Here is a 21,167-nt window from a genome sequence, read left to right as displayed (position 1 = left end):
TTTCACACTGCATCTCTATTCGTAGAGGTGCTTTTTTATTGGGAAATAAGCCTGCCGTTTACCGATTTCGGGTGGAACATGGTAACAGACAAGTTGACTGCAAAAGAATATCTTTTCACCTTTATCCATACAAAAGGATAAAGGGAGGCGAAGATTTATTCTATACATAATGAAAGAGGAGAATGAATAATGAAAAAGACAATGACAACGATTTTATCCCTCATGCTGGCATCAAGTGTATTAGCAGGCTGCGGGGAAGAGAAAGCTGCACCTAAGAAAGAAGAAAAAGCACCTGAAACAAAAGAGGGCAATCAAGCCTTTCCTGTCACCATTAAGGATGCAACAGGCAAGGATGTAGTGATTGAAGAAGATCCGGAGAAAATTGTTTCGCTTACGCCTAGCAATACAGAAATTGCCTATGAATTGGGTTTGGGTGATGAGATTGTTGGAGTAACAGATAATGATAATTACCCTGAAGAAGTGTCGAAAAAAGAGTCAGTTGGGGGCATGGAATTCAACGTCGAAAAAGTAATTGGACTGGGAACCGATCTAGTTCTAGCTCATGAACTGAATCTATCTAGCGGTAAAGAAGGATTAAAGCAGCTTGAAGAAGCGGGAATTGATGTTCTAGTAGTCAATGATGCGGCAGATTTTGAAGAGGTCTATCAATCATTTGAAATGATTGGCCAAGCGACTGGGCAAACAGAAGAAGCAGAAAAAGCAGTGTCAGAGATGAAACAAGATCTGGCTGATATTGAGGAGAAAGCAAAGACGATTAAAGAAGAAGATCAAAAGAAAGTCTTCGTCGAGGTCTCTCCCGCACCAGAAATCTATACACCAGGAAACGAGACATTCATGCAGGAAATGCTGGATATAATTCATGCGAAAAATGCTGCGGCTGACAAAAAGGGATGGGTGGCAATGACAGAAGAAGCTGTGATTCAGAGCAATCCAGACGTTATTGTTACGACGTATGGCTATTACACAGAAAAGCCAGTGGAAGGAGTACTTAGCCGCAAAGGATGGGAGAACATTCCGGCGATAAAGAACAAAGCGGTCTATGATGTTCACTCTGACCTTGTCACACGCACTGGCCCGCGATTTGTTGAAGGAGTAGAAGAACTTGCTAAAGCCATCTATCCAGACGTTTTTACAAAATAAACTTTTTGCTTATACAGGGGCATTCGCCTTTTTAATAGCAGCTGGATTTGCCGGTATCTCGATCGGAACGATTCACGTTCCGTTTCGAGATATCGCTTTCTTATTATCTCATCACTTATTAGGCACAGGATTGGACGGAGTGAACCCGACTTTTGACAACATTGTTTGGAAAATCAGGCTGCCGAGGGTCCTGCTTGCCGGGCTGGTGGGAGCTTCATTGGCTGTAGCGGGTGCTGCTTTTCAAGGGCTACTGAGGAATCCTTTGGCTGATCCGTTTACACTTGGCGTATCTTCAGGTGCATCAGTCGGGGCAGTAATGGTGTTATTCTTCCACTTGTCTCTGCCGTGGTTTGGATCTTTTACTCTGCCGATTATCAGTATAAGCGCTTCCATATTAACCATCTTTATCGTTCTGTTGTTCGCTCAAAGTATTGAAAAATCGCTGAAAGTAGAAACGATTATTTTAACAGGAATTATCTTCAGTTCTTTCTTAGGCGCATTAATCTCCTTAATGATTGCCTTGACAGGAGAAGAACTTCGTCAAATTATCGGCTGGCTGTTAGGAAGTGTGTCAATGAGAGGGTGGGATTATATTCAGTTGATCTTGCCATTCTTTCTCACAGGTGTGACGCTTCTGCTTATTCATGCTCCCGAGTTAAATGCGATGTCATTTGGAGAAGAAAAAGCCCAGCATCTTGGGGTGAATGTTCAAAGAAAAAAGTTGATTGTCCTTCTTGCTGGCTCTATCTTAACAGGGGCAGCGGTTGCTGTATCTGGAACGATTGGTTTTGTCGGATTGGTTATTCCCCATTTAATAAGAATCCTATGGGGGCCTGACCATAGGCATCTGCTGCCGCTATCTGTCTTAATTGGTGCAGGTTTTCTTATCTTAACAGACCTCGTATCAAGAACCATTATTTCACCGACAGAATTGCCGATTGGCATTATTACTTCTTTAATTGGCGCGCCGGTTTTTGCTGTTATATTGCTTCGCAAACAAAGGAAAGGAAGAGGAACCGCATGATTACAGTCGAACATCTCTTTGGAGGCTACAGCAGCAAGCCTATCGTGCAAAATGTCTCTTTTTCCGTGAAACAAGGGGAACTTTTCGGTATTCTAGGTCCGAATGGTAGCGGTAAAACGACGTTATTAAAAATGGTCAGCGGAATTGTTCCTTTTTCAGAAGGAGTCATTAACATCAAAGGCAAGGAATTAAAACATTATTCGCCTAAAGAGTTGGCGAAAGTAGTGGCCGTACTTCCGCAAATGACATCTCACGAATTTTCTTATACCGTCAAAGAAACGGTATCTCTTGGTCGCTATGCCCACCAAAAAGGCTTCTTCCGTGCGTGGTCAGATCAGGATGAACAAGCTGTGCAAAAGGCGATGCAGCAAACGGGAACAGAAACCTTTGCCGAGCATTCGCTCTTGGAATTGTCAGGCGGGGAACGGCAGCGCGTCTTTTTAGCTCAGGCTCTTGCCCAAGAACCAGAAATCTTACTGTTGGATGAACCGACTAACCATTTAGATTTATCTTTTCAAAAGGATTTACTCGATTTATTGAAAAAAATGACCAAAGAACTTGGGTTAACAGTTGTATCTATATTCCATGATCTGAATTTAGCCTCTCTTTATTGCGACCGGCTGCTATTGATCGAAAAGGGACAGGTGCACGGTCTTGGGATTCCGAGTGAAATAGTCAAGGAAGAGCATATCAATTCAGTATATGAAACAAAGGTGCACCAGCGTCCGCACCCCGAAGTGCCAAAGCCGCAGATGAGCATTCTGCCGCAAAGAACGAATCAGGATGAGGTTTGTTTTCAAATTGACGAGGGGTTAGTGGAAACATCAGAAGAAATGATTACATTGAATTCGCCTATTTTGCTTAAGACTCTATCTGCAGGAGTGATCGGAGCCGGCTGGGGATGGAATCGAAGCTTTGTCAATCGCCATGTAGATAAAAACTACAATCATGATCATTTTAAACAAGAGATGCACGACTTCTTAACAGCGCAGGGGTTTGACTGCAATGAAACAGTCGGTATGATGACCGCTGTATTTCTAGATACGGCAGCATTTCGGTTAGTAGAACATGAAGGGGCTTCTGTTTTTGCGATGGTTACAGCAGGGGTAGGAAATGCGGTGGATGTCTCCCGGGCATGTGAACACGATCGAGCCATGCTGCCTGGAACGATTAACACTTGGGTGTTTGCCAATGGGCGGCTGACAGAGGAAGCCTTTGTGCAAGCGGTGATGACGGCGACAGAAGCCAAAGTAAAAGCCTTGTTTGAAAAAGGGGTCAAAGATCCGCTGACAGGTTCTTTAGCAACCGGAACCTCTACGGACAGTGTGTTAATTGCTGCGACCCAAAGAGGAGAGGAGCAGGCTTTTGCCGGCACGATTTCCCCTCTCGGCCAAGCTATTGGAAAAGCCGTATACGAATGTACAATCGAATCACTGGAAAAAAGTAAAAATAGAAGGTGCGAGAAATGATTGCCCATATAGCAGCGGCAACTTTAGCTTTTATTTTCGACAGGCTGATTGGTGATCCTCCCCATTGGCCGCATCCAGTCAGATTCATAGGCGCTATGATTAAGTGGCTTGAGAGCAGACTGAATAAAGGCTCCTTTTTAAAGATAAAAGGCGTGCTTATGCTGCTGCTCGTTCTTGGCTCCGTGTTTGGCATCGGCATTTCTGTCATTATAGCAAGTTACCACATTCATATCGGACTAGGGATAGTAGCGGAAGCCATATTGATCTTTTTTTCTATTGCCTGCCGGAGTTTAAAAGAAGCAGGTATTAGTGTTTATGAACCGCTACAGACAGGCGATTTAGAACAGGCCCGGCTAAAGCTTTCTTATATTGTTGGGAGAGATACGGCAAGTTTGAATGAGTCGGAGATTGCCAGAGGGGCGATTGAAACTGTGGCGGAAAATACGAGTGATGGCGTAACGGCTCCGTTATTTTGGGCTCTGATCGGAGGCGGTGCTGCTGCCATGATCTATCGGGCAATAAACACGTGTGATTCCATGGTGGGTTATCAAAACGAGAAGTATCAGGCATTCGGCTGGGCATCTGCCAGGTTGGATGATGCGGTCAATTGGCTGCCTGCACGGCTCACTGCTGTGGTGATGCTGTGGTCATATCCTGAAAGCCCGTATAAAAAAGGGCAGGTATGGCAGATCATCAAAAGGGATGCCCCTAAACATCCGAGTCCAAACAGCGGCTGGGGAGAAGCGGCTGTTGCTGGTCTATTAGGAATCGAGCTTGGCGGTATCAATACATATGGAAACAGAGTTTCAGACCGGGCTCGCATGGGAAACGGGGATCATCATAAATCAGCCAGCCATATTCTCATGTCCATTACAATTATGGAGAGGACTTCGCTGCTTTTTTTATTACTTATGTGGATAGGAGGCATCATATATGAACTTGCCGGCTCATGGATCTAATCCGGCTGCTCTATATCAATCACTTCATCTTTCAAAGCCAGAGAGGATGATCGACTTTAGTGTGAATACGAACCCTTTAGGCACTCCTTCATCGATTAAAAACGAGTGGTCATTTTGGCTATCGCTTGCTGAAGATTACCCTGACCCTGAAGGTGCAAGCTTAAAGCGTCTGCTGGCGGAAAAAAACGGTGTAAATGTTGATCAGATCGTACTCGGAAACGGCGCCGCAGAAATTATTCAATTTCTTGGACAGTATTTGCGTAATAAGCGCGCGGTAATTGTTCAGCCAGCATTTGCAGAGTACGAAGCCGCATGTCAGACATATGGCTGCGAGACTCAATATGTGCATGTTTCAATAGATAATTGGGAGCTGCCTATTGATGAAATAGTTGAACAGGCTAGTCAGATCCAAGCTGTGTTTATTTGTTCGCCTAATAATCCAACAGGCTTATCCTTTCAGTCGAAACAACTAATAGAACTATGCCATCAATTAAAGACTAGGCAAACCCTTGTCGTGATTGATGAAGCTTTTTATGACTTTGCTGACCGGGGCTCCCTCACTTCTTATCTCACCGACTATCCGAATTTAATTCTTCTCCGTTCTCTAACCAAAATGTATGCCATTGCTGGGCTCCGAATCGGTTATATGCTCGCCAGCAAAGAAATAACAGCTGAGATTTCTCGGTTTCTTCCGCATTGGAATGTCAATGCTGTGGCGTTACAAGCAGCTGAAACAGCATTAAAAGATCTTGATTATGTCAAACATAGCCGCCAGATGATTCAGGAAGAGCGGCGGCAAATGTACGAATTTTTCACAGAACAGGGCTTCGAATACACCCGTTCAGAAGTGAATTACTACCTTATGAGAGATCCTGAAATAGAAGATCAAGAGCCGCTATTTCTTTTTTTACTGAAAAAAGGAATTGTTCTGCGGCACACCTATAATTATCCGGGACTTGAAGGCAGATGGCTGCGTGCGGCAGTGAAGTTAAAAGCAGAAAATAACTGTCTGAAAGAGGCGCTTTCGTTATGGAAACAACAGCGAAATTAATATTTGTGACAGGAGGGGTTAGGAGCGGCAAAAGCCGGATGGCGGAAGAAGCGGCACAGAGAGAAACCCTGCCAAGCGAAGGAAAGCTGTACTATATTGCCTGCGGAAAAGTGACGGATTCGGAAATGTCTGAGAGAGTCCGGCACCACCAGGTTCAGAGATATAAATCGCAAGGAAACTGGCTGACGGTTGAGCAGCCTGATGACCTCGCCTCACTTGCAGAACACTTTAAGGCGAGTGACGTACTCTTAATCGACTGTCTGACGACTTGGTTGACGAATGAATGGTTTGATGAAGCGGTGCCAGAGGAAGAATGGGCATGCCCAATGTTTCAGCAATCTTTAAAAGAACGAATCACAGGCGCCATCGACAAGCTGAGAAAACGAACGAGAAGTATAGTAATTGTTTCAAATGAACTGAGCTATGAGGCATTAGAAACGCCACTTGTCTTTTATTACGCAAAAGTATTGGGCGAGCTTCATCAATATTTAGTCAGGCAGTCCAATCAAGTGTTCCTTGTTGAATATGGACAGCGGCTGCTTTTGAAAGGAGGGGATCCAGAATGAAGGGTGTCATGATACAAGGAACGGCTTCTGATGCGGGGAAAAGCTTTATAGCAACAGCGCTGTGCCGGCTGCTGAAGCAAAAAGGATTTCATCCGGTGCCTTTTAAATCACAAAATGTCTCCAACAACTCATATGTTACTGCTGACGGGAAAGAAATCGGAAGGGCGCAAGGGCTGCAGGCAGAAGCATGCGGGCTGGAAGCCATTCCGGAAATGAACCCGATCTTGTTAAAGCCTTCTGCGAATGGCCAATCGGAAATTGTCTGGTTAGGCGAGAGGAAGGATACTGTTTCTGGATTGGCTTATCGGAAAACATATTACGAACAAGCGGTGAAAGTCATTACTGAATCACTTCATTATCTAGAAAAAGAGAATCGTTTTCTTGTGATTGAAGGAGCAGGCAGTCCTGTTGAAATGAACTTGAAGACGAAAGAGCTAGTCAATATGAAAATCGCTGAAATGGCGGATGTTCCGGTCATTTTGACAGCTGATATTAATCGTGGCGGTTTATTTGCCAGTGTGATTGGCACACTTGAATTATTGGAGCCACAAGAACGTTCCCGTGTGAAAGGGATTATTATTAATAAATTCCATGGAGATCCTCATTTTTTTGAAGATGGAAAGCTTTGGCTCGAAGAACGGACGGGAATTCCTGTACTCGCCATTCTGCCATATTTACCTGATCATCACTTAGAAGCAGAGGACTCGCTGTCTCTTGCCGAACGATTTCATGCAAACGTGCGAAAACCTATTGATGTGGCAGTGATTCAATTGCCATACCTATCAAATTACAGTGATATCGAGCCGTTTCTATACGAAGAAGACACCTCGATCCGCTGGGTGCAGCAGGCAGAAGAATTTGGCGCCCCCGATGCTTTGATCATACCTGGAACAAAGAGCACTCTTCATGATTTAGCCTTCTTAAAAGACAGCGGACTCATGAATTGTATTCAGCAATATGCTGAAAGCGGAGGAATCATTGCCGGACTATGCGGAGGGTTTCAAATGCTTGGGGAATACTTAACAGATCCTGATGGCTATGATTCTGGTATGGCTGGGCGGATTGAGAAAGGTGCAGGTCTAATTCCTGCATACACCGTGTTTTATAGTGATAAGACTACGATCCGAGTAAAAGGAAAGGTTCCTTCTCATGTCACTGGAAATGAAATTCCTGTGGAAGGATTTGAGATTCATATGGGTCAGACGCTTCTTCACTCCAGCCCGCCTTTTATAGTACGTGAAGACGGCAGTGGAGAAGGGTACGCTTCACCGGATGGCCGAATAATAGGGACTTATTTACATCACGTATTCCATAGCGACAGCTTTCGATCTGATTGGCTGAATCGGATCAGACAGGAAAAAGGGCTTCCGCTCCATTCTAGCCAAGTGAACCGTGATAAACAAAATGCCTTTGATCAGATTGCCGAACATTTAGAGAAGCATTTAAATTGGGAGCGGTTTCTTGGAATTATAGAAGAGGATAAGAAGGATACCGTGAGATGAAAGGGAATTCTTATATTAATGGGTTATTATTAAACTTTCAATTCTTTACGGTCGTGCCTATCCGCCAATCGCTGCCGATGGAACCTGTTCAATTAAGAGCGGCACTGCGGCTGTTCCCGTTATTGGGGCTCGTGAAAGGGTGTATATATGCGAGTGCTTTTTGGGGGTTGTTAGAGTGGACAGCGCTATCAGCAGTTAGTACGGCTTTTGTATTATGGCTCTTGCCGATTCTAATGACAGGAGGGCTTCACTTAGATGGCTGGATGGATGCGAGCGACGCTTTTTTTTCCTATCGGGACCGTGAGCGCAGGCTTGAAATCATGCAGGATCCGCGCATTGGAGCTTTCGGAGTATTAAGTGTCATCATTCTGCTGGCGGCCCGGTATGTTTTTATATACGAAATCGTGTCCTTTGGTGAAAGCAGCCTGGCACTATTGATCATGGCCATCCCATTTTTAAGCCAGATGGTAATGGGAATTCTGTTAAATGGTCTGCCATCAGCTAAGAAGAATGGGCTTGCACACTTTTTTCAAAAAGGCAGAGATCGGTTCTTAGGTTATTCATATAGTATGTGGCTTGCGGCAGGCGGATTGCTCTATTGGGTGTCTAGCGGAACATTCATTTTATACTGCTTATTTCTATTAGTCATGTGGTTATATTATCTCTATGTTCGCTCGAGTATCATGAAACACTTCGGGGGAATTACCGGGGATCTATTAGGTGCTGGTCTGGAAGGAGCGGAAACGATCTTATGGATGACAGTGTGGTTATTGGTATCTACCGTCATGGCATAACAACAGATAATGAACGAAAGGCTTTCAGCGGCTGGACGAATTCAGTGTTAAGTGAACAAGGAAAAAAAGAGCTTAGTGCGATAAAGAGTCATCTCCCTGCCTATGAAAAAGTAATTGCAAGTGATCTTAGCAGATGCCAAGATACGGCGGCGATCCTTTTTTCTAATAAAGATATTGATCTCTGGCCTGAATTTAGAGAAATGAATTTCGGTCTATGGGAAGGGAAAGTGCATGATGAATTAAAGCATATGAAGGAATATGCAGCATGGGTGAACGACCCTTTTACAAGTCCGCTGCCAAATGGTGAACACTTCAGCGAATTCCATGAAAGGATTAATCGAGCTTGGCAGAAGTGGCTGGATTATATGGAGAGGCATGGGATAAAAAAAGGGGCAATCGTCACTCACGGAGGCGTCATACGCCACTTATTAACTCAATTTGCTCCAGAACAGAAATCTTTTTGGGAGTGGCCTTCAAAAAATGGCCAAGGATATGAACTCTCCGGATCACTAGAGAAGTTAAGGAGGGGTGAGAGGTGCACTTCGTTACAGGCGGTGCCTTCAATGGGAAAAAACAGTGGGTGATTGAGAATTATCAATTAAAAGAACAGGCGCATATGTGGCATTCTTTTTACACAGCTGAACCGATGGCAGAATGGTCAGCAAACATTGTTGTTTTAGAGGGCATTGAGCGCTATGTGCGACGCTTGGCTGAGCAATGTGAGAATGCCGATGCCGCCCGAAAACAATGGAAGATCGATCTTCAAAAGTGGATAGACTGGGAACGCGAGCATCAGGAACGCAGACTTATTTTGATTGGGACAGATATGATGAAAGGAATTGTACCAGCCAATTCATTTGACCGGATGTGGCGTGATGCGGTGGGCTGGTGCTTTCAAGATACAGCGGAATCCGCTGATCTAGTCTGTCAGATTTGGTATGGTTTGCCGCAAATCATTAAAAATGAGGAGGAAGAAAAATGAAATTATATACACGAACAGGGGATAAAGGACAAACAAGTATTATCGGCGGAAGAGTGGATAAAGACGATCTGCGGGTAGAGGCGTATGGAACAGTGGACGAAGCGAATTGTTTTGTCGGTCAGGCAGTCGCTGAATTGGATCCGCTGATCTTTAAAGATATCTTAGAGGACTTAGAAATCATCCAGCATGAATTATTTGATTGCGGAGGCGATTTAGCTACGGTTTCGGGTAAGAAAGGCTGGAAGCTGCAGCAGGATTCTGTGGATGAGCTTGAGAAGAAAATTGATGTGTATATTAAAGAAGCGCCGGAGCTTGAGCGTTTTATTCTGCCAGGCGGCTCGAAAGCATCGAGTTCCATTCACATAGCCCGTACGGTCACTCGCCGTGCTGAACGCTTAGTCGTGAAACTGATGAAGGTAGAAGAAGAGATTCACCCTGTCACTTTACAATATTTAAACCGCCTGTCCGACTATTTCTTTGCCATTGCGCGAGTGATAAACTTCCGCTTAAATATCAAGGATGTCGAATACATTCGCAGTGCCGACGTATTTAAAGGTGGAAAAAGAAAAGAGAATAAAGATCAGTGAATACTAGAAGGTTAAGCTGGCTTTCTCTTTTTGTTGCTTTATCCGTCATAGGGGGCATGATAAAAGTTCCGGCAGTGGTGTCGAGTGTGGCGCTTGATTCATTTCCTGCCTTGCTTGCAGCAGGGCTGATGGGGGCGGGGCCAGGTGCGCTTGTTGCGGGAATGGGGCATCTCGTCTCGGCCTTAGTTGGCGGTATGCCGCTTGGTCCATTTCACGTATTGATTGCTGTCGAAATGGCAGCTATCCTTTGGCTATTTGCTAAGCTTTATCAAACGAGAAATAAATTAATCGCGGTTGGCGTGTTTATTTTTTTAAATAGTGCTGTTGCTCCGGCACCATTCATCCTGTTTTTTGGAGCGGAATTTTATGTGGGCTTAGTTCCAGCTGTTTTCCTTGCTTCTTTTATGAACGGAGTACTCGCGTGGATCGCTTTGCCAAGGCTAATGCCGATTTTTCAAAAATTTGACCAGTCGTTTGAAGTAAAAGTATGAAACGAGATGTGCTGACTTTGCCACTGAGCTCTGAGAAAGAAATTATTATAGCAGCTGATAACAGCGGTTCGATTGGAATGAAGAAAGCGGATCAAATCCAAGCTTCCTATGAAATAGTCGGTTATTACAGCTTTCGAGTGGCGGCTATGGAGTGTTTAGCGGCAGGGGGAGAGCTGACAGCTGCCGTCATACATAATTTCTCTGGAGAAGAGGCCTGGGGCGAGTTGTGCGAAGGTGTAAGAAAAGCTGCAATGCAATTAGGCTTCTCTGAGCTTCCGATTACCGGAAGTTCAGAAACGAATTTTGTTATGGCTCAGTCGGCTACAGGCATGGTCGTGATGGGAACGAGAGAGACCGGCTATTATGAGCGGGTGACTGATGATCTTCACTTTGCGGTAATCGGAAAACCCCTGTGTGGCTCTGAAGTGAAAGAACAGCAGCAGTCTATCGCTCCGCTGTCTTTATTTATTAAGCTTCTGAAAACAAAAGGTGTGCGAAGTATCATGCCGGTAGGTTCAAAAGGTATTTATGCAGAATTGAAGTCGATGACCGGACAAGAGCATTTGCGAATCGAGGGTATAGAGTGTGAATTGGATTTAAATAAATCTGCTGGCCCGAGCACTTGTTTTATCATAGGGTATGAACCGGAAGAAAGGAAGAGGATTTTCCGGTTAGCTGGGACTTTCTTTCATCCAATGACGATTAAAACCGTACAATAGCTTTCAGAGGATATGATGTCAAACGCATATCCTCTTTTTGATGTTTACTAAATGTAGAATCTATTGGTGCAAGCAATCATTTATTTCCAATTCATTGTAAAATTTTTTTCATTTCTAATGAATTGTCACATAATTCCCAAAAAACAGTTTAGAAAATTTGTATAATGTTGTATAATAGCCTTGTTCATACATAACTGTTATATAACATTAGACAAGGGGGAGTTATCATGTCAACAAAGGTGTTTGATCAAGAAATTGCAGCTACACCTGAACAGGCGAATTTACAAAACTATGATGATGCTGTAAAAAATGCTGACTGGGAACAGGTATCTGAGCATTTCACTTGGTTTCAAACAGGTAAAGTAAATATGGTGCATGAAGCCATCGACCGTCATGCAGAAGAAGGCAGAGGGGATAAAACAGCCTTATTTTTCACGGATGGCGAAAGGGAAGAGCAATATACATATGAGCAAATGAAACAAGAATCCTGCCGTTTTGCGAATGGATTAAAATCATTAGGGGTTGAAAAGGGAGACCGGGCGTTTATTTTCATGCCGAGAAGTCCAGAGCTTTATGTGGCATTGCTTGGAATTATTCGTATCGGTGCTATTGCAGGACCATTATTCGAGGCGTTTATGGAAGAAGCAGTGAAAGACCGGTTAGCAGATAGCGGAGCTAAAGTGGTAGTGACTACGCCGGAGCTTCTAGAGCGTGTGCCGGTCAATGAACTGCCTGAATTAAAGCATGTCATTATCGTCGGTTCAGATGAAAAAACAGCGGAATACGTGACGCCATATAGCGAATTGATGAGTCAATCAGATGATTACATAATGGAATGGGTAGACCGTGAAGACGGAATGCTGCTTCACTACACTTCCGGTTCAACAGGCAAGCCAAAAGGAATTCTGCAGGTGCACGATGCAATGCGCCATCAATATCTGTCTGGAAAATGGACATATGATCTTCATGAAGATGATGTGTACTGGTGTACGGCTGATCCTGGCTGGGTAACTGGCACATCAGCAGGTATGTGGTCACCTTGGCTGAATGGTGTGACAAACGTGTTAAGAGGAGGCCGATTTAAAGCGGAAGACTGGTTTGAGACACTAGAGAAATACAAAGTGACGGTATGGTTTAGTGCGCCGACAGCGTTTCGCTTGTTAATGGCAAGCGGCAATGAGCTTCCTAAGAAATATGATTTATCCAATCTTCGACATATTTTATCAGCGGGCGAGCCGCTTAATCCAGAAGTTATTCGCTGGGGACTTGAAGCGCTTAACCTTCGCATTCACGATAACTGGTGGATGACTGAAACCGGTTCCTCGATTTGTGCGAACTTCCGCTGCAATCCGATGCGTCCGGGTTCTATGGGCAAGCCGCTTCCGGGAATTGAAATGAGTATTATAGATGATAAAGGCAATGAGTTGCCTGATAAACACATGGGGAATTTAGCTATTAAGCCGCAGTGGCCAGCGATGCTTCGCCAAGTGTGGAATAACGAAGAGCGCTATGAAAGCTATTTCTTAAATGGCTGGTTTGTCACTGGCGATTCAGCGTATAAAGATGAAGATGGCTATTTCTGGTTTGAAGGCCGTGTTGATGATGTCATCAATACATCAGGCGAACGGGTAGGACCGTTTGAAGTAGAAAGCAAGCTGGTTGAGCATCCAGCTGTAGCGGAAGCGGGAGTCATTGGTGTACCTGATCCAGTGCGCGGCGAAGTCATTAAAGCATTTATTACTCTTCGTCCGGGTTATGAGGAAAGTGAAGAACTGCTTGAAGAAATTCGTGTCTTTGTTAAAACAAGACTGGCAGCTCATGCGGCTCCGAGATTATTTGAAGTAAGAGAGACGATGCCGAAAACGAGATCAGGAAAGATTATGCGCCGAGTTCTAAAAGCGTGGGAACTTGGACTTCCTACAGGCGATTTATCAACGATGGAAGATTAATTAAAGATATAAAAAGAACTCGCTTTTACGAAAGCGAGTTCTTATATGTAAACTTATTTTGCCGCTTTTTCGTAGCCGTTCACAACTAGATCAAGCTGGCCTGTTCCAGGGTGGATCACTAATCCGTGAACAGGAATGTCTTCAATCATCAGCGGGTGATTCTTCACCATGTTTACGCTGTGTGCAACACTTTGCTCCACACTTTCAAATCCTTCTAGCCATTGATCAATTTCCACACCGGCATTTCTAAGCGTATCCAATGTTTCCTCTTTCACGCCGCGTTCAAACATAGCATCAATCATTTTATCACTGGAAAGAGAGCTCATGCCGCAATCATGATGGCCAACAATTAATACCTCATCGGCTTGCAGCTGATAAACCGCTACGAGCAGACTGCGCATAATACTTCCAAATGGGTGACTCACGATCGCACCGGCATTACGAACGATTTTCACATCGCCATTTTTGAAATTCATTGATTTCGTTAATAGCTCGACTAGACGAGTATCCATACAAGTTAAAATGACCAGTCGTTTATCGGGGAACTTGTCCGTTTTATATTCCTCATACATTTTGCTTGAAACAAACTTTTCATTGTAATTTAGAATTTCGTCTAATAGTGTCATCATCATTCTCCTTTCGTGTATACCTATATCATACTATATTGATTGGGAATTGAGAATCTTTTGATTACTGTTATATATTTGAAACCGATGATTAAAGATGTCTCATAATTTTGCCTAGCTGCTCGTCTAATTCGTTCATTGGTACAAAACGTGCTTTTCGAAACATTTCTTTCCCATCCACAAAAAAGATCAAGACAGGTACGGTAAAAATTGAAAATTCCCCGGCAATTTCAGGAATGTCATCTGCGCTGGCGTGAATGGCATTGATGGAAGGGTAGTTAGTCAATAATTCTTTCACCTGAGGAAGGAGGGCATGACAGACAGAGCATTGTTCTCTTGAAATATAAAGGAGAACAGATTGGCTACTTTCAATTTCGGCTTGTATATCGGCTAAATCATGAATAGGCTTCACGTAATAAATCTCCTTTTTTATTTATTTTACAGGCACCATGATTAGGATACAAATAACAAGCACTTTCCATTCTAGTTGTACCAAAGTATAATAGATGAGCAAACGATTTAAGGGAGGTTCCGCATATGGCAGGAAGAAAAGAAGAGGAACTGCAAGACATCACGCTGTTGGGAAATCAAGGAACAAACTATACATTTGAATACGATCCGTCGATTTTAGAGACGTTCGACAATAAGCATCAAGGCCGGGATTATTTTGTTAAATTTAATTGTCCTGAATTCACAAGCCTGTGCCCGATGACAGGCCAGCCAGATTTTGCAACGATCTATATCAGCTATATTCCAGATGTGAAGATGGTGGAGAGTAAAGCATTAAAGCTGTATCTGTTCAGCTTCAGAAATCATGGCGATTTCCATGAGGACTGCATGAATATTATCATGAACGACCTGATTGAATTGATGGACCCTCGCTATATTGAAGTATGGGGCAAGTTCACACCACGTGGCGGCATTTCCATTGATCCGTATACTAACTACGGAAAGCCAGGAACGAAATACGAAAAAATGGCAGAGTACCGCATGATGAATCATGATATGTATCCGGAGACAGTGGATAATCGGTAATACTTAGAAGAGGCACCTTAGATGGGGTGCCTCTTTGCTTTCTCAAAAAAATACTGATCAGAAGCTGCTGTTATTCCCAAGCGGCTGCTGGTTTTGTCCTTGCATTCCATTCGCCATTCCCATGACGCTTGATGCTAGTGGAAGCATGTTTTTAGCGCCTGACTGATTGCCGCTCAGCATTTGATAAGTGGCAATCCCAACACCAATTGAAGCGAAAACCGGTAAGATTTTATCCATGTTTGTCTTCATAAATCAACATCTCCCTGTCATCATTGAATGTGGAACCTTTCTAGTTTGCCTCGCTTAGCTGAAAATAAAGAAGGAGGTTGTTTCCAAGGAGTGACGTTAAGCGGAGGGCAGGAAGGGAATTTTTTTCATCTTCGCAAGGGACTTCTTCGGTTTCACGCGTAGTATTATCGCTTTCGCATAGGGCTTTTTCGCCTTCACTCGAGTTTATTCACCTTTGAAAGGAGTTTCTTTGCTATCGAATAAAATTTTTAGCGGCAGAGGAAAACGCTTGGTAATAAAAAAAACGATGCCGCTATGAAAACGGCATCGGCAGGCAATACTATTTTTTATTCGGATAGGCATCAGAGTCAGGTGAAACCATTCCTCCTGCACCGGATGAGCTGACGTCAGGTGCCGCGCCTTCCGGCTGATTTGGCAGAGAGTTGTGCATTTTTTCGTAGGAAGAATCTGTATGGCCAGTGGAGTTTTGATTAGCTTCGTCTAAAGCCAGTAATTTAAAATCTGTGCCTTCCAAAGCCATTTGCAGCTGTTCTTGAGCGTCTGAACCAGTATACTCCATTTTAACAGTTAAGGTTTTCACTTTTATTCCTCCTTGTGAAATTGTCTATTTATTCCTTTCCCTTTGCTCCTGCACTCAAACTAAAGAAATTTCCATCGTTCATTACAAAAAAAGAGACTGCCGCAGCAGCCTCTTTCGACTTCTTATTCCACATTAAAATAACGGGCATCTGGATGAGAGAAGACGATGGCAGAAACAGATGCTTCCGGCTCCATCATGAAGCCTTCCGTCAGCTGTACACCGATCTCTTCTGGCTTCAGCAGACTAAAGAGCTTTTCCTGATCTTCCAAGTTAGGACAAGCAGGATAGCCGAATGAGAAGCGTTGGCCCTGGTATTTCGCAGCAAAACGTTCTCTCATCGTGAAGTCTGTTGGATCTGGGAAACCCCATTGATCGCGCATTTCCTGGTGAATCCGCTCGGCGAATCCTTCAGCAAGTTCAAGAGCTGTCGCTTGCAAGGCATGGCTTTTTAGGAAATTGCCTTCTTGTTTATAAGCTACCGCTTGATCGCGTACATTAAAGCCGGCTGTCACAAGAAACAATCCAACGTAATCCATTTCACCGCTCTCGACTGATTTTAAATAATCGGCGAGGCAAAGGAACGGTTCTTTCGTTTGACGCGGAAACGTAAAGCGTTCAATGACTGTTTGGCCATCATTCGGATCATAAATGATGACATCATCTCCATCAGATTGAGCAGGGAAGAACTGATAAATACTGGCTGTTTTTAGTTGGCCAGAGGATAAAAATTCTTCGACCATCGTATTTAAAGCTGTCGCACGGTCATCGTTTTCAGCAAGCAGTTTCTCCACTTTTCCTTTCAAGCCTAGGTGATGGCCAATAAGCGTTTGCCGATTCACATATGGTTTAAGGTGAGCAACAGGGTATTCGCGCTGCACATGTTTTCGTAAATCGCGCGGCGTGTACACAGGTGCATCTTCTCTTACAGTTTTCTTTGGTTTTTCAAGCACAGCCACTTTAGATGCGGCATTACTTTCACGGTATGCTTCAATTTCTTTTCGTTTTTCCTGTTTATCAGATAGCTCGCTTAGCAAGGCTATTTTTTCGTCTTCATTTTGAAGGCGGCTGGCAAGTTGTAGGCCATCCATCGCGTCTTTTGCGTATAAAACAGGCCCTTGATATTCAGGTGAGATTTTCGTTTCTGTAAACCGGCGGGATAAAGCGGCGCCCCCGACGAGAATCGGTACATCAATGCTCGCGGCTTTCATGTCCTGAGCAGTCAGCACCATTTGCTGAGCCGATTTAACAAGCAGGCCGGATAATCCGATCATATCAGGATTTTCTTTCTTTATTGCTTCAATCAAGGCAGAAGGGGTGACTTTAATGCCAAGGTCAACCACTTTAAAGCCATTATTGCTTAAGATGATTTCCACAAGGTTTTTCCCGATATCATGTACATCGCCTTTTACCGTAGCGAGTACGACTTTCCCTTTACCTGTATCATTTTCTTTCTTTTCCATGTAAGGCTCTAAGAATGCGACAGCAGCTTTCATGACTTCTGCACTCTGCAGCACTTCAGCGACAATCAGCTGGTTGTCATTAAATAGCCGGCCGACTTCGGCCATCCCAGCCATTAACGGGCCATTAATAATATCTAGAGGCGTATCATATGTTTGTAAAGCTGATTCAAGGTCAGGGAGCAAGCCTTCTTTCGTTCCTTCCACGACATAATAGGTTAAACGTTCAGGAACAGTTTTAGGGATATCTTCTTCCTTCACTTCTCTTGTTTTTCCGCGGTAAAAGGCAGTGAAGTCCGCTAATGTATCGTCGTTCGTATGGAAGAGCAGCTGGTCAGCCATTTTAATTTCCTCTTCCGGAATAGAGGCATAGCGCTCTAATTTCTCGGTATTAACGATGGCATAGTCAAGGCCTGCCTGAGTACAGTGATACAAATAAACGGCGTTTAGCACTTCACGTCCAACTGGGGGCAAACCAAAGGAAACATTGCTGACACCAAGAACCGTCAAAGCAGCAGGGAGCTTTTCTTTAATTAAACGGATGCCTTCAATCGTTTCTTCTGCAGAACCGATATATTGTTCGTCACCGGTTCCAACAGGGAAGACAAGAGGATCGAAGATAATGTCTTCTGGAGCAATGCCCCATTTATTCACCAGCAAATCATACGAACGTTCAGCAATCTCAAGCTTTCTTTCGCGAGTGACAGCCATTCCTGTTTCGTCGATCGTACCAACGACAACGGAAGCTCCATATTTTTTAACGAGCGGAAGAACGGCTTCAAAGCGTTCCTCTCCGTCTTCTAAGTTGATCGAGTTAATGATGGCTTTCCCTTGTGAATAGGTAAGGGCTTTTTCAATAACGGCTTCATCCGTTGAATCAATGACAAGAGGGACTTTGACTTTCTTCACGACTTCTTTCATGAAGGCTTCCATATCTTCAAGCTCGTCACGATCCGGGTTAGCGAGACAAATATCAATGACATGAGCTCCGCCTTTGACTTGAGCCCGGGCAATTTCAGCGGCTTCTTCATATTTGCCTTCCACGATCAGCCGTTTAAATTTCCGAGATCCAATCACATTCGTCCGTTCTCCAATAAATAATGGTCTCATGGAGTCATCATAAAGGAGAGGCTCGATGCCTGAAACTGCATGGTCGTGTGCATGCTCTGGACGGTTACGAGGCGTAAGGTCTTTCATTGCATCACGCAGAGCACGGATGTGATCGGGCGTTGTTCCGCAGCAGCCGCCGACGAAGTTCAGCCAGCCTTTTTCAGCGAATCCCTTTATTTTTTGGGCAAGTGATTCAGGAGACTCATGGTACAATCCTTCTTCATCAGGAAGACCGGCATTTGGATAACAGCTGACAAAGCTCTGAGACAGGTCTGATAAAGAACGAATGTGATCAGTCATGAATTCTGGGCCCGTCGCACAATTTAACCCGACAGAAAGCGGCTTGATGTGTTCAATAGAAATATAAAAAGCCTCGATGTTTTGACCTGCAAGAGTCGTGCCCATTGGTTCAATCGTACCGGAAATCATAATCGGCAATTCTTTGCCTGTTGCTTCAAATGCGCGTTTAATTCCCAGTGTGCCGGCTTTCACATTCAGCATATCCTGGCTCGTTTCCATTAACAGCAAATCACAGCCGCCTTCAATTAAGGCTCTTGCCTGCACTTCAAAGTTTTGGCATAGCGTCTCAAAGTCAATTCCGCCAGTAACAGACAAGGTTTTGGTCGTTGGCCCAATTGCTCCAGCTACATAACGCGGCTGATCAGGTGTAGAAAATTCATCCGCACACTTTCTGGCAAGTTCTGCAGACTTACGGTTAATTTCATAGGCTTGATCACCAAGATCATATTCATCAAGCACAAACGGTGTGCCGCCAAATGAATTGGTTTCAATAATGTCCGCTCCAGCTTCAAGGTAGGAGCGGTGAATCCATTCAATGACATGCGGAGCAGTAAGGTTTAAATATTCATTGCAGCCCTCAAACTCTTCTCCGCCGAAATCTTCAGCGGTAAGGTCGGCTTGCTGAAGCATCGTACCCATCGCGCCGTCTAAGATGAGAATTCGTTTTTTAAGTTCTTTTTCAATTGGATGTTGGCAAGACATGGGCGATCCCTCTTTTCTTAAGATTTTCATCAAGTGTATCAATATATTGGACAAGTTCAACCGACATGTCGTAGCGCAAGAACGGTGTAATGATATAAATGCCGTTAAATAGCTCTGCGGCAGTGTCGATTAAGTCTTTGGCGATATTTAACCCTTCAAGTGTAGAAGCCTCTTTTTCCCCTTCACATACTTTCATGCGTCGCAGCGTTTCTTCAGACAGTTTAATGCCAGGTACTTCATGGTGAAGGAATTCAGCATTTCTAGAGCTGGTTAAAGGCATAATGCCGATAAAAACAGGTGTCGGCAAATGCTTCGTTGCCTCGTATACTTCAATAATTTTTTCTTTCGTAAACACAGGCTGAGTAATAAAATAATCGGCTCCGCATTCAATTTTCTTTTCCATCCGTTTAACAGCCCGGTCAAGCACCCGGACATTAGGATTAAATGCCGCTGCCACTGAAAAGTTCGCTTTTTGTTTAAATGGCTTGCCGGAGAAGGAAATTCCTTCGTTCAGCTGTTTGATCAGCTGGATTAATTCCAGGCTTGATACATCGTAGACCGATGTGGCACCAGGGAAATCACCGATTTTTGTAGGATCTCCTGTAATCGCCAGAATATCGTGCATGCCTAAAGCGTGGAGCCCCATTAAGTGTGACTGAAGGCCGATTAAGTTGCGGTCGCGGCAAGTGATGTGCACAAGCGGCCGAATATTATGATTTAGTTTCAGCAATGACGCGACAGCCATATTGCTGACACGCGGAGATGCAAGTGAATTATCTGCCATGGTGACAGCTGCAATACCGCTTTGCTGAAGGGCTTTCGCTCCTTCGATATAAGCGGTCGTATCTAAATGCTTCGGTGTATCCAATTCAACAATGACCGTCCGTTCCCGCTTGGCTTGCTCAGACAAGGATGGAAGCGGGGAAGGGGCAGTCTCCTGAATAATAATCGGTTTTTTAGGCTTTATTCTTTTCTCTGTGACCGGTTTCAGTCCAGTCAGTGCTTTCTTGGCAGATTCAATGTGCTTGGGTGTCGTTCCGCAGCAACCGCCGATCAAGCGAACCCCTTGATCTCTTAAATGTACCGCTGTTTTCCCGAAGTAATCTGCTTCTGATTCGTATACAATACGGCCATCTTCTACGTCCATAAGACTGGCGTTCGGGTAGGCAGATAAAAAGGCGTTCTTAGGTAATTCGACCTCATCAAAAGCTTGAATGGTGTGAAAAGGGCCAAGACGGCAGTTAACTCCTACAACATCCGCTCCTAAGCTTTCAAGCTCACTAAGTGCCTGATTTAAAGACAAGCCATTTTGCAGAACGCCAGGTTCATGCATGGATACTTGAGTGATGATTGGTAAGTCTGTTAACTCGCGTGCTATTTTTAAAACGGAACGAATCTCGTCAAAATCATAATAAGTTTCAAATAAAAGGCCGTCTGGGTTTTCTATTAGCAAGCTTTCGGCTTGTTCCCGGACAGCTGCCTCGATTTCCTGTAAAGTAGCGGTACTTTTGTTCATCCCGCGGATTCCGCCAATGGTTCCAAGCACAAAGCGGTTGTGTGGGTGCGCAGCTTTTTTAGCGATAGCCACGGCCGCCTGATTTAGTTCCCGGACGCGTCCTTCCATACCGTAGCGGCCCAGCTTTATGGAGTTGGCCCCGTACGTATTTGTTTGAATCACATCCGCACCAGCTCTAATATACTCACTATGTATTTTTTCAATAATTTCAGGTCTCTCTGTATTTAACTCTTCATAGCAAAAGTCGATGCCGTAAGAATATAATAGAGTCCCCATTGCGCCATCCGCTGTCAGTGTGTCATGTTTCAGCCTGTCTATTAAATTCATTGTCATCGTCC

At 44.2% G+C, this 21,167-nt stretch carries 21 protein-coding genes; 15 read left to right on the top strand and 6 right to left on the bottom strand.

The features are described 5' to 3' along the window. Nucleotides 1-189 precede the first annotated feature (189 nt). The 14 genes from JOC78_RS12365 (at nucleotide 190) to acsA (ending at nucleotide 13,254) form a co-directional block, all read left to right on the top strand. The gene (locus JOC78_RS12365; RefSeq protein WP_204556360.1) at nucleotides 190-1,161 is read left to right on the top strand and encodes an ABC transporter substrate-binding protein; all 972 of its coding nucleotides are present in this window, start codon (nucleotides 190-192) and stop codon (nucleotides 1,159-1,161) included. Continuing rightward, the gene (locus JOC78_RS12360) at nucleotides 1,124-2,185 is read left to right on the top strand and encodes a FecCD family ABC transporter permease (RefSeq protein ID WP_204556359.1); all 1,062 of its coding nucleotides are present in this window, start codon (nucleotides 1,124-1,126) and stop codon (nucleotides 2,183-2,185) included. The genes JOC78_RS12365 and JOC78_RS12360 overlap by 38 nt, the downstream gene beginning before the upstream one ends. Further along, nucleotides 2,182-3,654 carry an adenosylcobinamide amidohydrolase gene (locus JOC78_RS12355; RefSeq protein ID WP_204556358.1) on the top strand — a complete coding sequence of 491 codons (1,473 nt, stop codon included), beginning with the start codon at nucleotides 2,182-2,184 and terminating at the stop codon, nucleotides 3,652-3,654. The genes JOC78_RS12360 and JOC78_RS12355 overlap by 4 nt, the downstream gene beginning before the upstream one ends. Continuing rightward, the gene (gene cbiB, locus JOC78_RS12350; RefSeq protein WP_204556357.1) at nucleotides 3,651-4,613 is read left to right on the top strand and encodes an adenosylcobinamide-phosphate synthase CbiB; all 963 of its coding nucleotides are present in this window, start codon (nucleotides 3,651-3,653) and stop codon (nucleotides 4,611-4,613) included. Before JOC78_RS12355 ends, cbiB begins: the two co-directional genes overlap by 4 nt. Next, on the top strand, nucleotides 4,588-5,664 hold the full coding sequence (gene cobD, locus JOC78_RS12345; protein WP_204556355.1) for a threonine-phosphate decarboxylase CobD: 1,077 nt from the start codon (nucleotides 4,588-4,590) through the stop codon (nucleotides 5,662-5,664). The genes cbiB and cobD overlap by 26 nt, the downstream gene beginning before the upstream one ends. After that, nucleotides 5,643-6,230, top strand: coding sequence for a bifunctional adenosylcobinamide kinase/adenosylcobinamide-phosphate guanylyltransferase (locus tag JOC78_RS12340; protein ID WP_204556353.1), 588 nt, complete (start codon nucleotides 5,643-5,645; stop codon nucleotides 6,228-6,230). Before cobD ends, JOC78_RS12340 begins: the two co-directional genes overlap by 22 nt. Continuing rightward, nucleotides 6,227-7,732 carry a cobyric acid synthase gene (locus tag JOC78_RS12335; RefSeq protein WP_204556351.1) on the top strand — a complete coding sequence of 502 codons (1,506 nt, stop codon included), beginning with the start codon at nucleotides 6,227-6,229 and terminating at the stop codon, nucleotides 7,730-7,732. Before JOC78_RS12340 ends, JOC78_RS12335 begins: the two co-directional genes overlap by 4 nt. Further along, nucleotides 7,729-8,526: an adenosylcobinamide-GDP ribazoletransferase gene (locus tag JOC78_RS12330; protein WP_204556349.1), complete on the top strand. Its 798-nt coding sequence runs from the start codon at nucleotides 7,729-7,731 to the stop codon at nucleotides 8,524-8,526. Before JOC78_RS12335 ends, JOC78_RS12330 begins: the two co-directional genes overlap by 4 nt. After that, the gene (locus tag JOC78_RS12325; protein WP_204556347.1) at nucleotides 8,484-9,110 is read left to right on the top strand and encodes a histidine phosphatase family protein; all 627 of its coding nucleotides are present in this window, start codon (nucleotides 8,484-8,486) and stop codon (nucleotides 9,108-9,110) included. Before JOC78_RS12330 ends, JOC78_RS12325 begins: the two co-directional genes overlap by 43 nt. Beyond that, entirely contained in the window at nucleotides 9,062-9,508 is a 447-nt protein-coding gene (locus JOC78_RS12320; RefSeq protein ID WP_204556345.1) for a bifunctional adenosylcobinamide kinase/adenosylcobinamide-phosphate guanylyltransferase, read from the top strand. The genes JOC78_RS12325 and JOC78_RS12320 overlap by 49 nt, the downstream gene beginning before the upstream one ends. Further along, nucleotides 9,505-10,095, top strand: coding sequence for a cob(I)yrinic acid a,c-diamide adenosyltransferase (locus JOC78_RS12315; RefSeq protein WP_204556343.1), 591 nt, complete (start codon nucleotides 9,505-9,507; stop codon nucleotides 10,093-10,095). Before JOC78_RS12320 ends, JOC78_RS12315 begins: the two co-directional genes overlap by 4 nt. Further along, nucleotides 10,092-10,586 carry an ECF transporter S component gene (locus JOC78_RS12310; protein ID WP_204556337.1) on the top strand — a complete coding sequence of 165 codons (495 nt, stop codon included), beginning with the start codon at nucleotides 10,092-10,094 and terminating at the stop codon, nucleotides 10,584-10,586. The genes JOC78_RS12315 and JOC78_RS12310 overlap by 4 nt, the downstream gene beginning before the upstream one ends. Next, nucleotides 10,583-11,305: an ATP-binding protein gene (locus tag JOC78_RS12305; protein ID WP_204556333.1), complete on the top strand. Its 723-nt coding sequence runs from the start codon at nucleotides 10,583-10,585 to the stop codon at nucleotides 11,303-11,305. Before JOC78_RS12310 ends, JOC78_RS12305 begins: the two co-directional genes overlap by 4 nt. A gap of 227 nt (nucleotides 11,306-11,532) precedes the next feature. Then, the gene (gene acsA, locus JOC78_RS12300; protein ID WP_204556332.1) at nucleotides 11,533-13,254 is read left to right on the top strand and encodes an acetate--CoA ligase; all 1,722 of its coding nucleotides are present in this window, start codon (nucleotides 11,533-11,535) and stop codon (nucleotides 13,252-13,254) included. 53 nt (nucleotides 13,255-13,307) lie between these two features. Here the strand turns inward: acsA and JOC78_RS12295 are convergent, their stop codons facing one another. Together JOC78_RS12295 and JOC78_RS12290 are read right to left on the bottom strand one after the other, a co-directional pair. Then, nucleotides 13,308-13,880, bottom strand: a complete 573-nt coding sequence (locus JOC78_RS12295; RefSeq protein ID WP_204556331.1) for a beta-class carbonic anhydrase — start codon at nucleotides 13,878-13,880, stop codon at nucleotides 13,308-13,310. Between the two features lie 91 nt (nucleotides 13,881-13,971). After that, the gene (locus JOC78_RS12290; RefSeq protein WP_204556330.1) at nucleotides 13,972-14,292 is read right to left on the bottom strand and encodes a thioredoxin domain-containing protein; all 321 of its coding nucleotides are present in this window, start codon (nucleotides 14,290-14,292) and stop codon (nucleotides 13,972-13,974) included. 125 nt (nucleotides 14,293-14,417) lie between these two features. Here JOC78_RS12290 and queF point away from each other — a divergent pair, with 125 nt between their 5' ends. Further along, the gene (gene queF / locus JOC78_RS12285) at nucleotides 14,418-14,915 is read left to right on the top strand and encodes a preQ(1) synthase (protein ID WP_204556329.1); all 498 of its coding nucleotides are present in this window, start codon (nucleotides 14,418-14,420) and stop codon (nucleotides 14,913-14,915) included. 57 nt (nucleotides 14,916-14,972) lie between these two features. Here queF and JOC78_RS12280 read toward each other — a convergent pair whose 3' ends face one another. From JOC78_RS12280 to JOC78_RS12265, 4 genes are all read right to left on the bottom strand, one after another. Next, nucleotides 14,973-15,164, bottom strand: coding sequence for a hypothetical protein (locus tag JOC78_RS12280; RefSeq protein WP_204556327.1), 192 nt, complete (start codon nucleotides 15,162-15,164; stop codon nucleotides 14,973-14,975). A gap of 319 nt (nucleotides 15,165-15,483) precedes the next feature. Then, nucleotides 15,484-15,744: a hypothetical protein gene (locus tag JOC78_RS12275; protein ID WP_204556325.1), complete on the bottom strand. Its 261-nt coding sequence runs from the start codon at nucleotides 15,742-15,744 to the stop codon at nucleotides 15,484-15,486. A 122-nt stretch (nucleotides 15,745-15,866) separates the two neighbouring features. Further along, nucleotides 15,867-19,313 carry a methionine synthase gene (metH, locus tag JOC78_RS12270; RefSeq protein WP_204556323.1) on the bottom strand — a complete coding sequence of 1,149 codons (3,447 nt, stop codon included), beginning with the start codon at nucleotides 19,311-19,313 and terminating at the stop codon, nucleotides 15,867-15,869. Then, complete coding sequence (locus JOC78_RS12265) at nucleotides 19,291-21,156, bottom strand: bifunctional homocysteine S-methyltransferase/methylenetetrahydrofolate reductase (RefSeq protein ID WP_204556321.1); 1,866 nt, start codon at nucleotides 21,154-21,156, stop codon at nucleotides 19,291-19,293. Before JOC78_RS12265 ends, metH begins: the two co-directional genes overlap by 23 nt. Nucleotides 21,157-21,167 lie beyond the last annotated feature (11 nt).

This window comes from Bacillus ectoiniformans (assembly GCF_016908875.1).
GTDB classification, from domain to species: domain Bacteria; phylum Bacillota; class Bacilli; order Bacillales; family Domibacillaceae; genus Bacillus_BX; species Bacillus_BX ectoiniformans.
The sequence above is the reverse complement of the archived record's forward strand: the minus strand, read 5'-3'. Positions and strand labels throughout refer to the sequence as shown.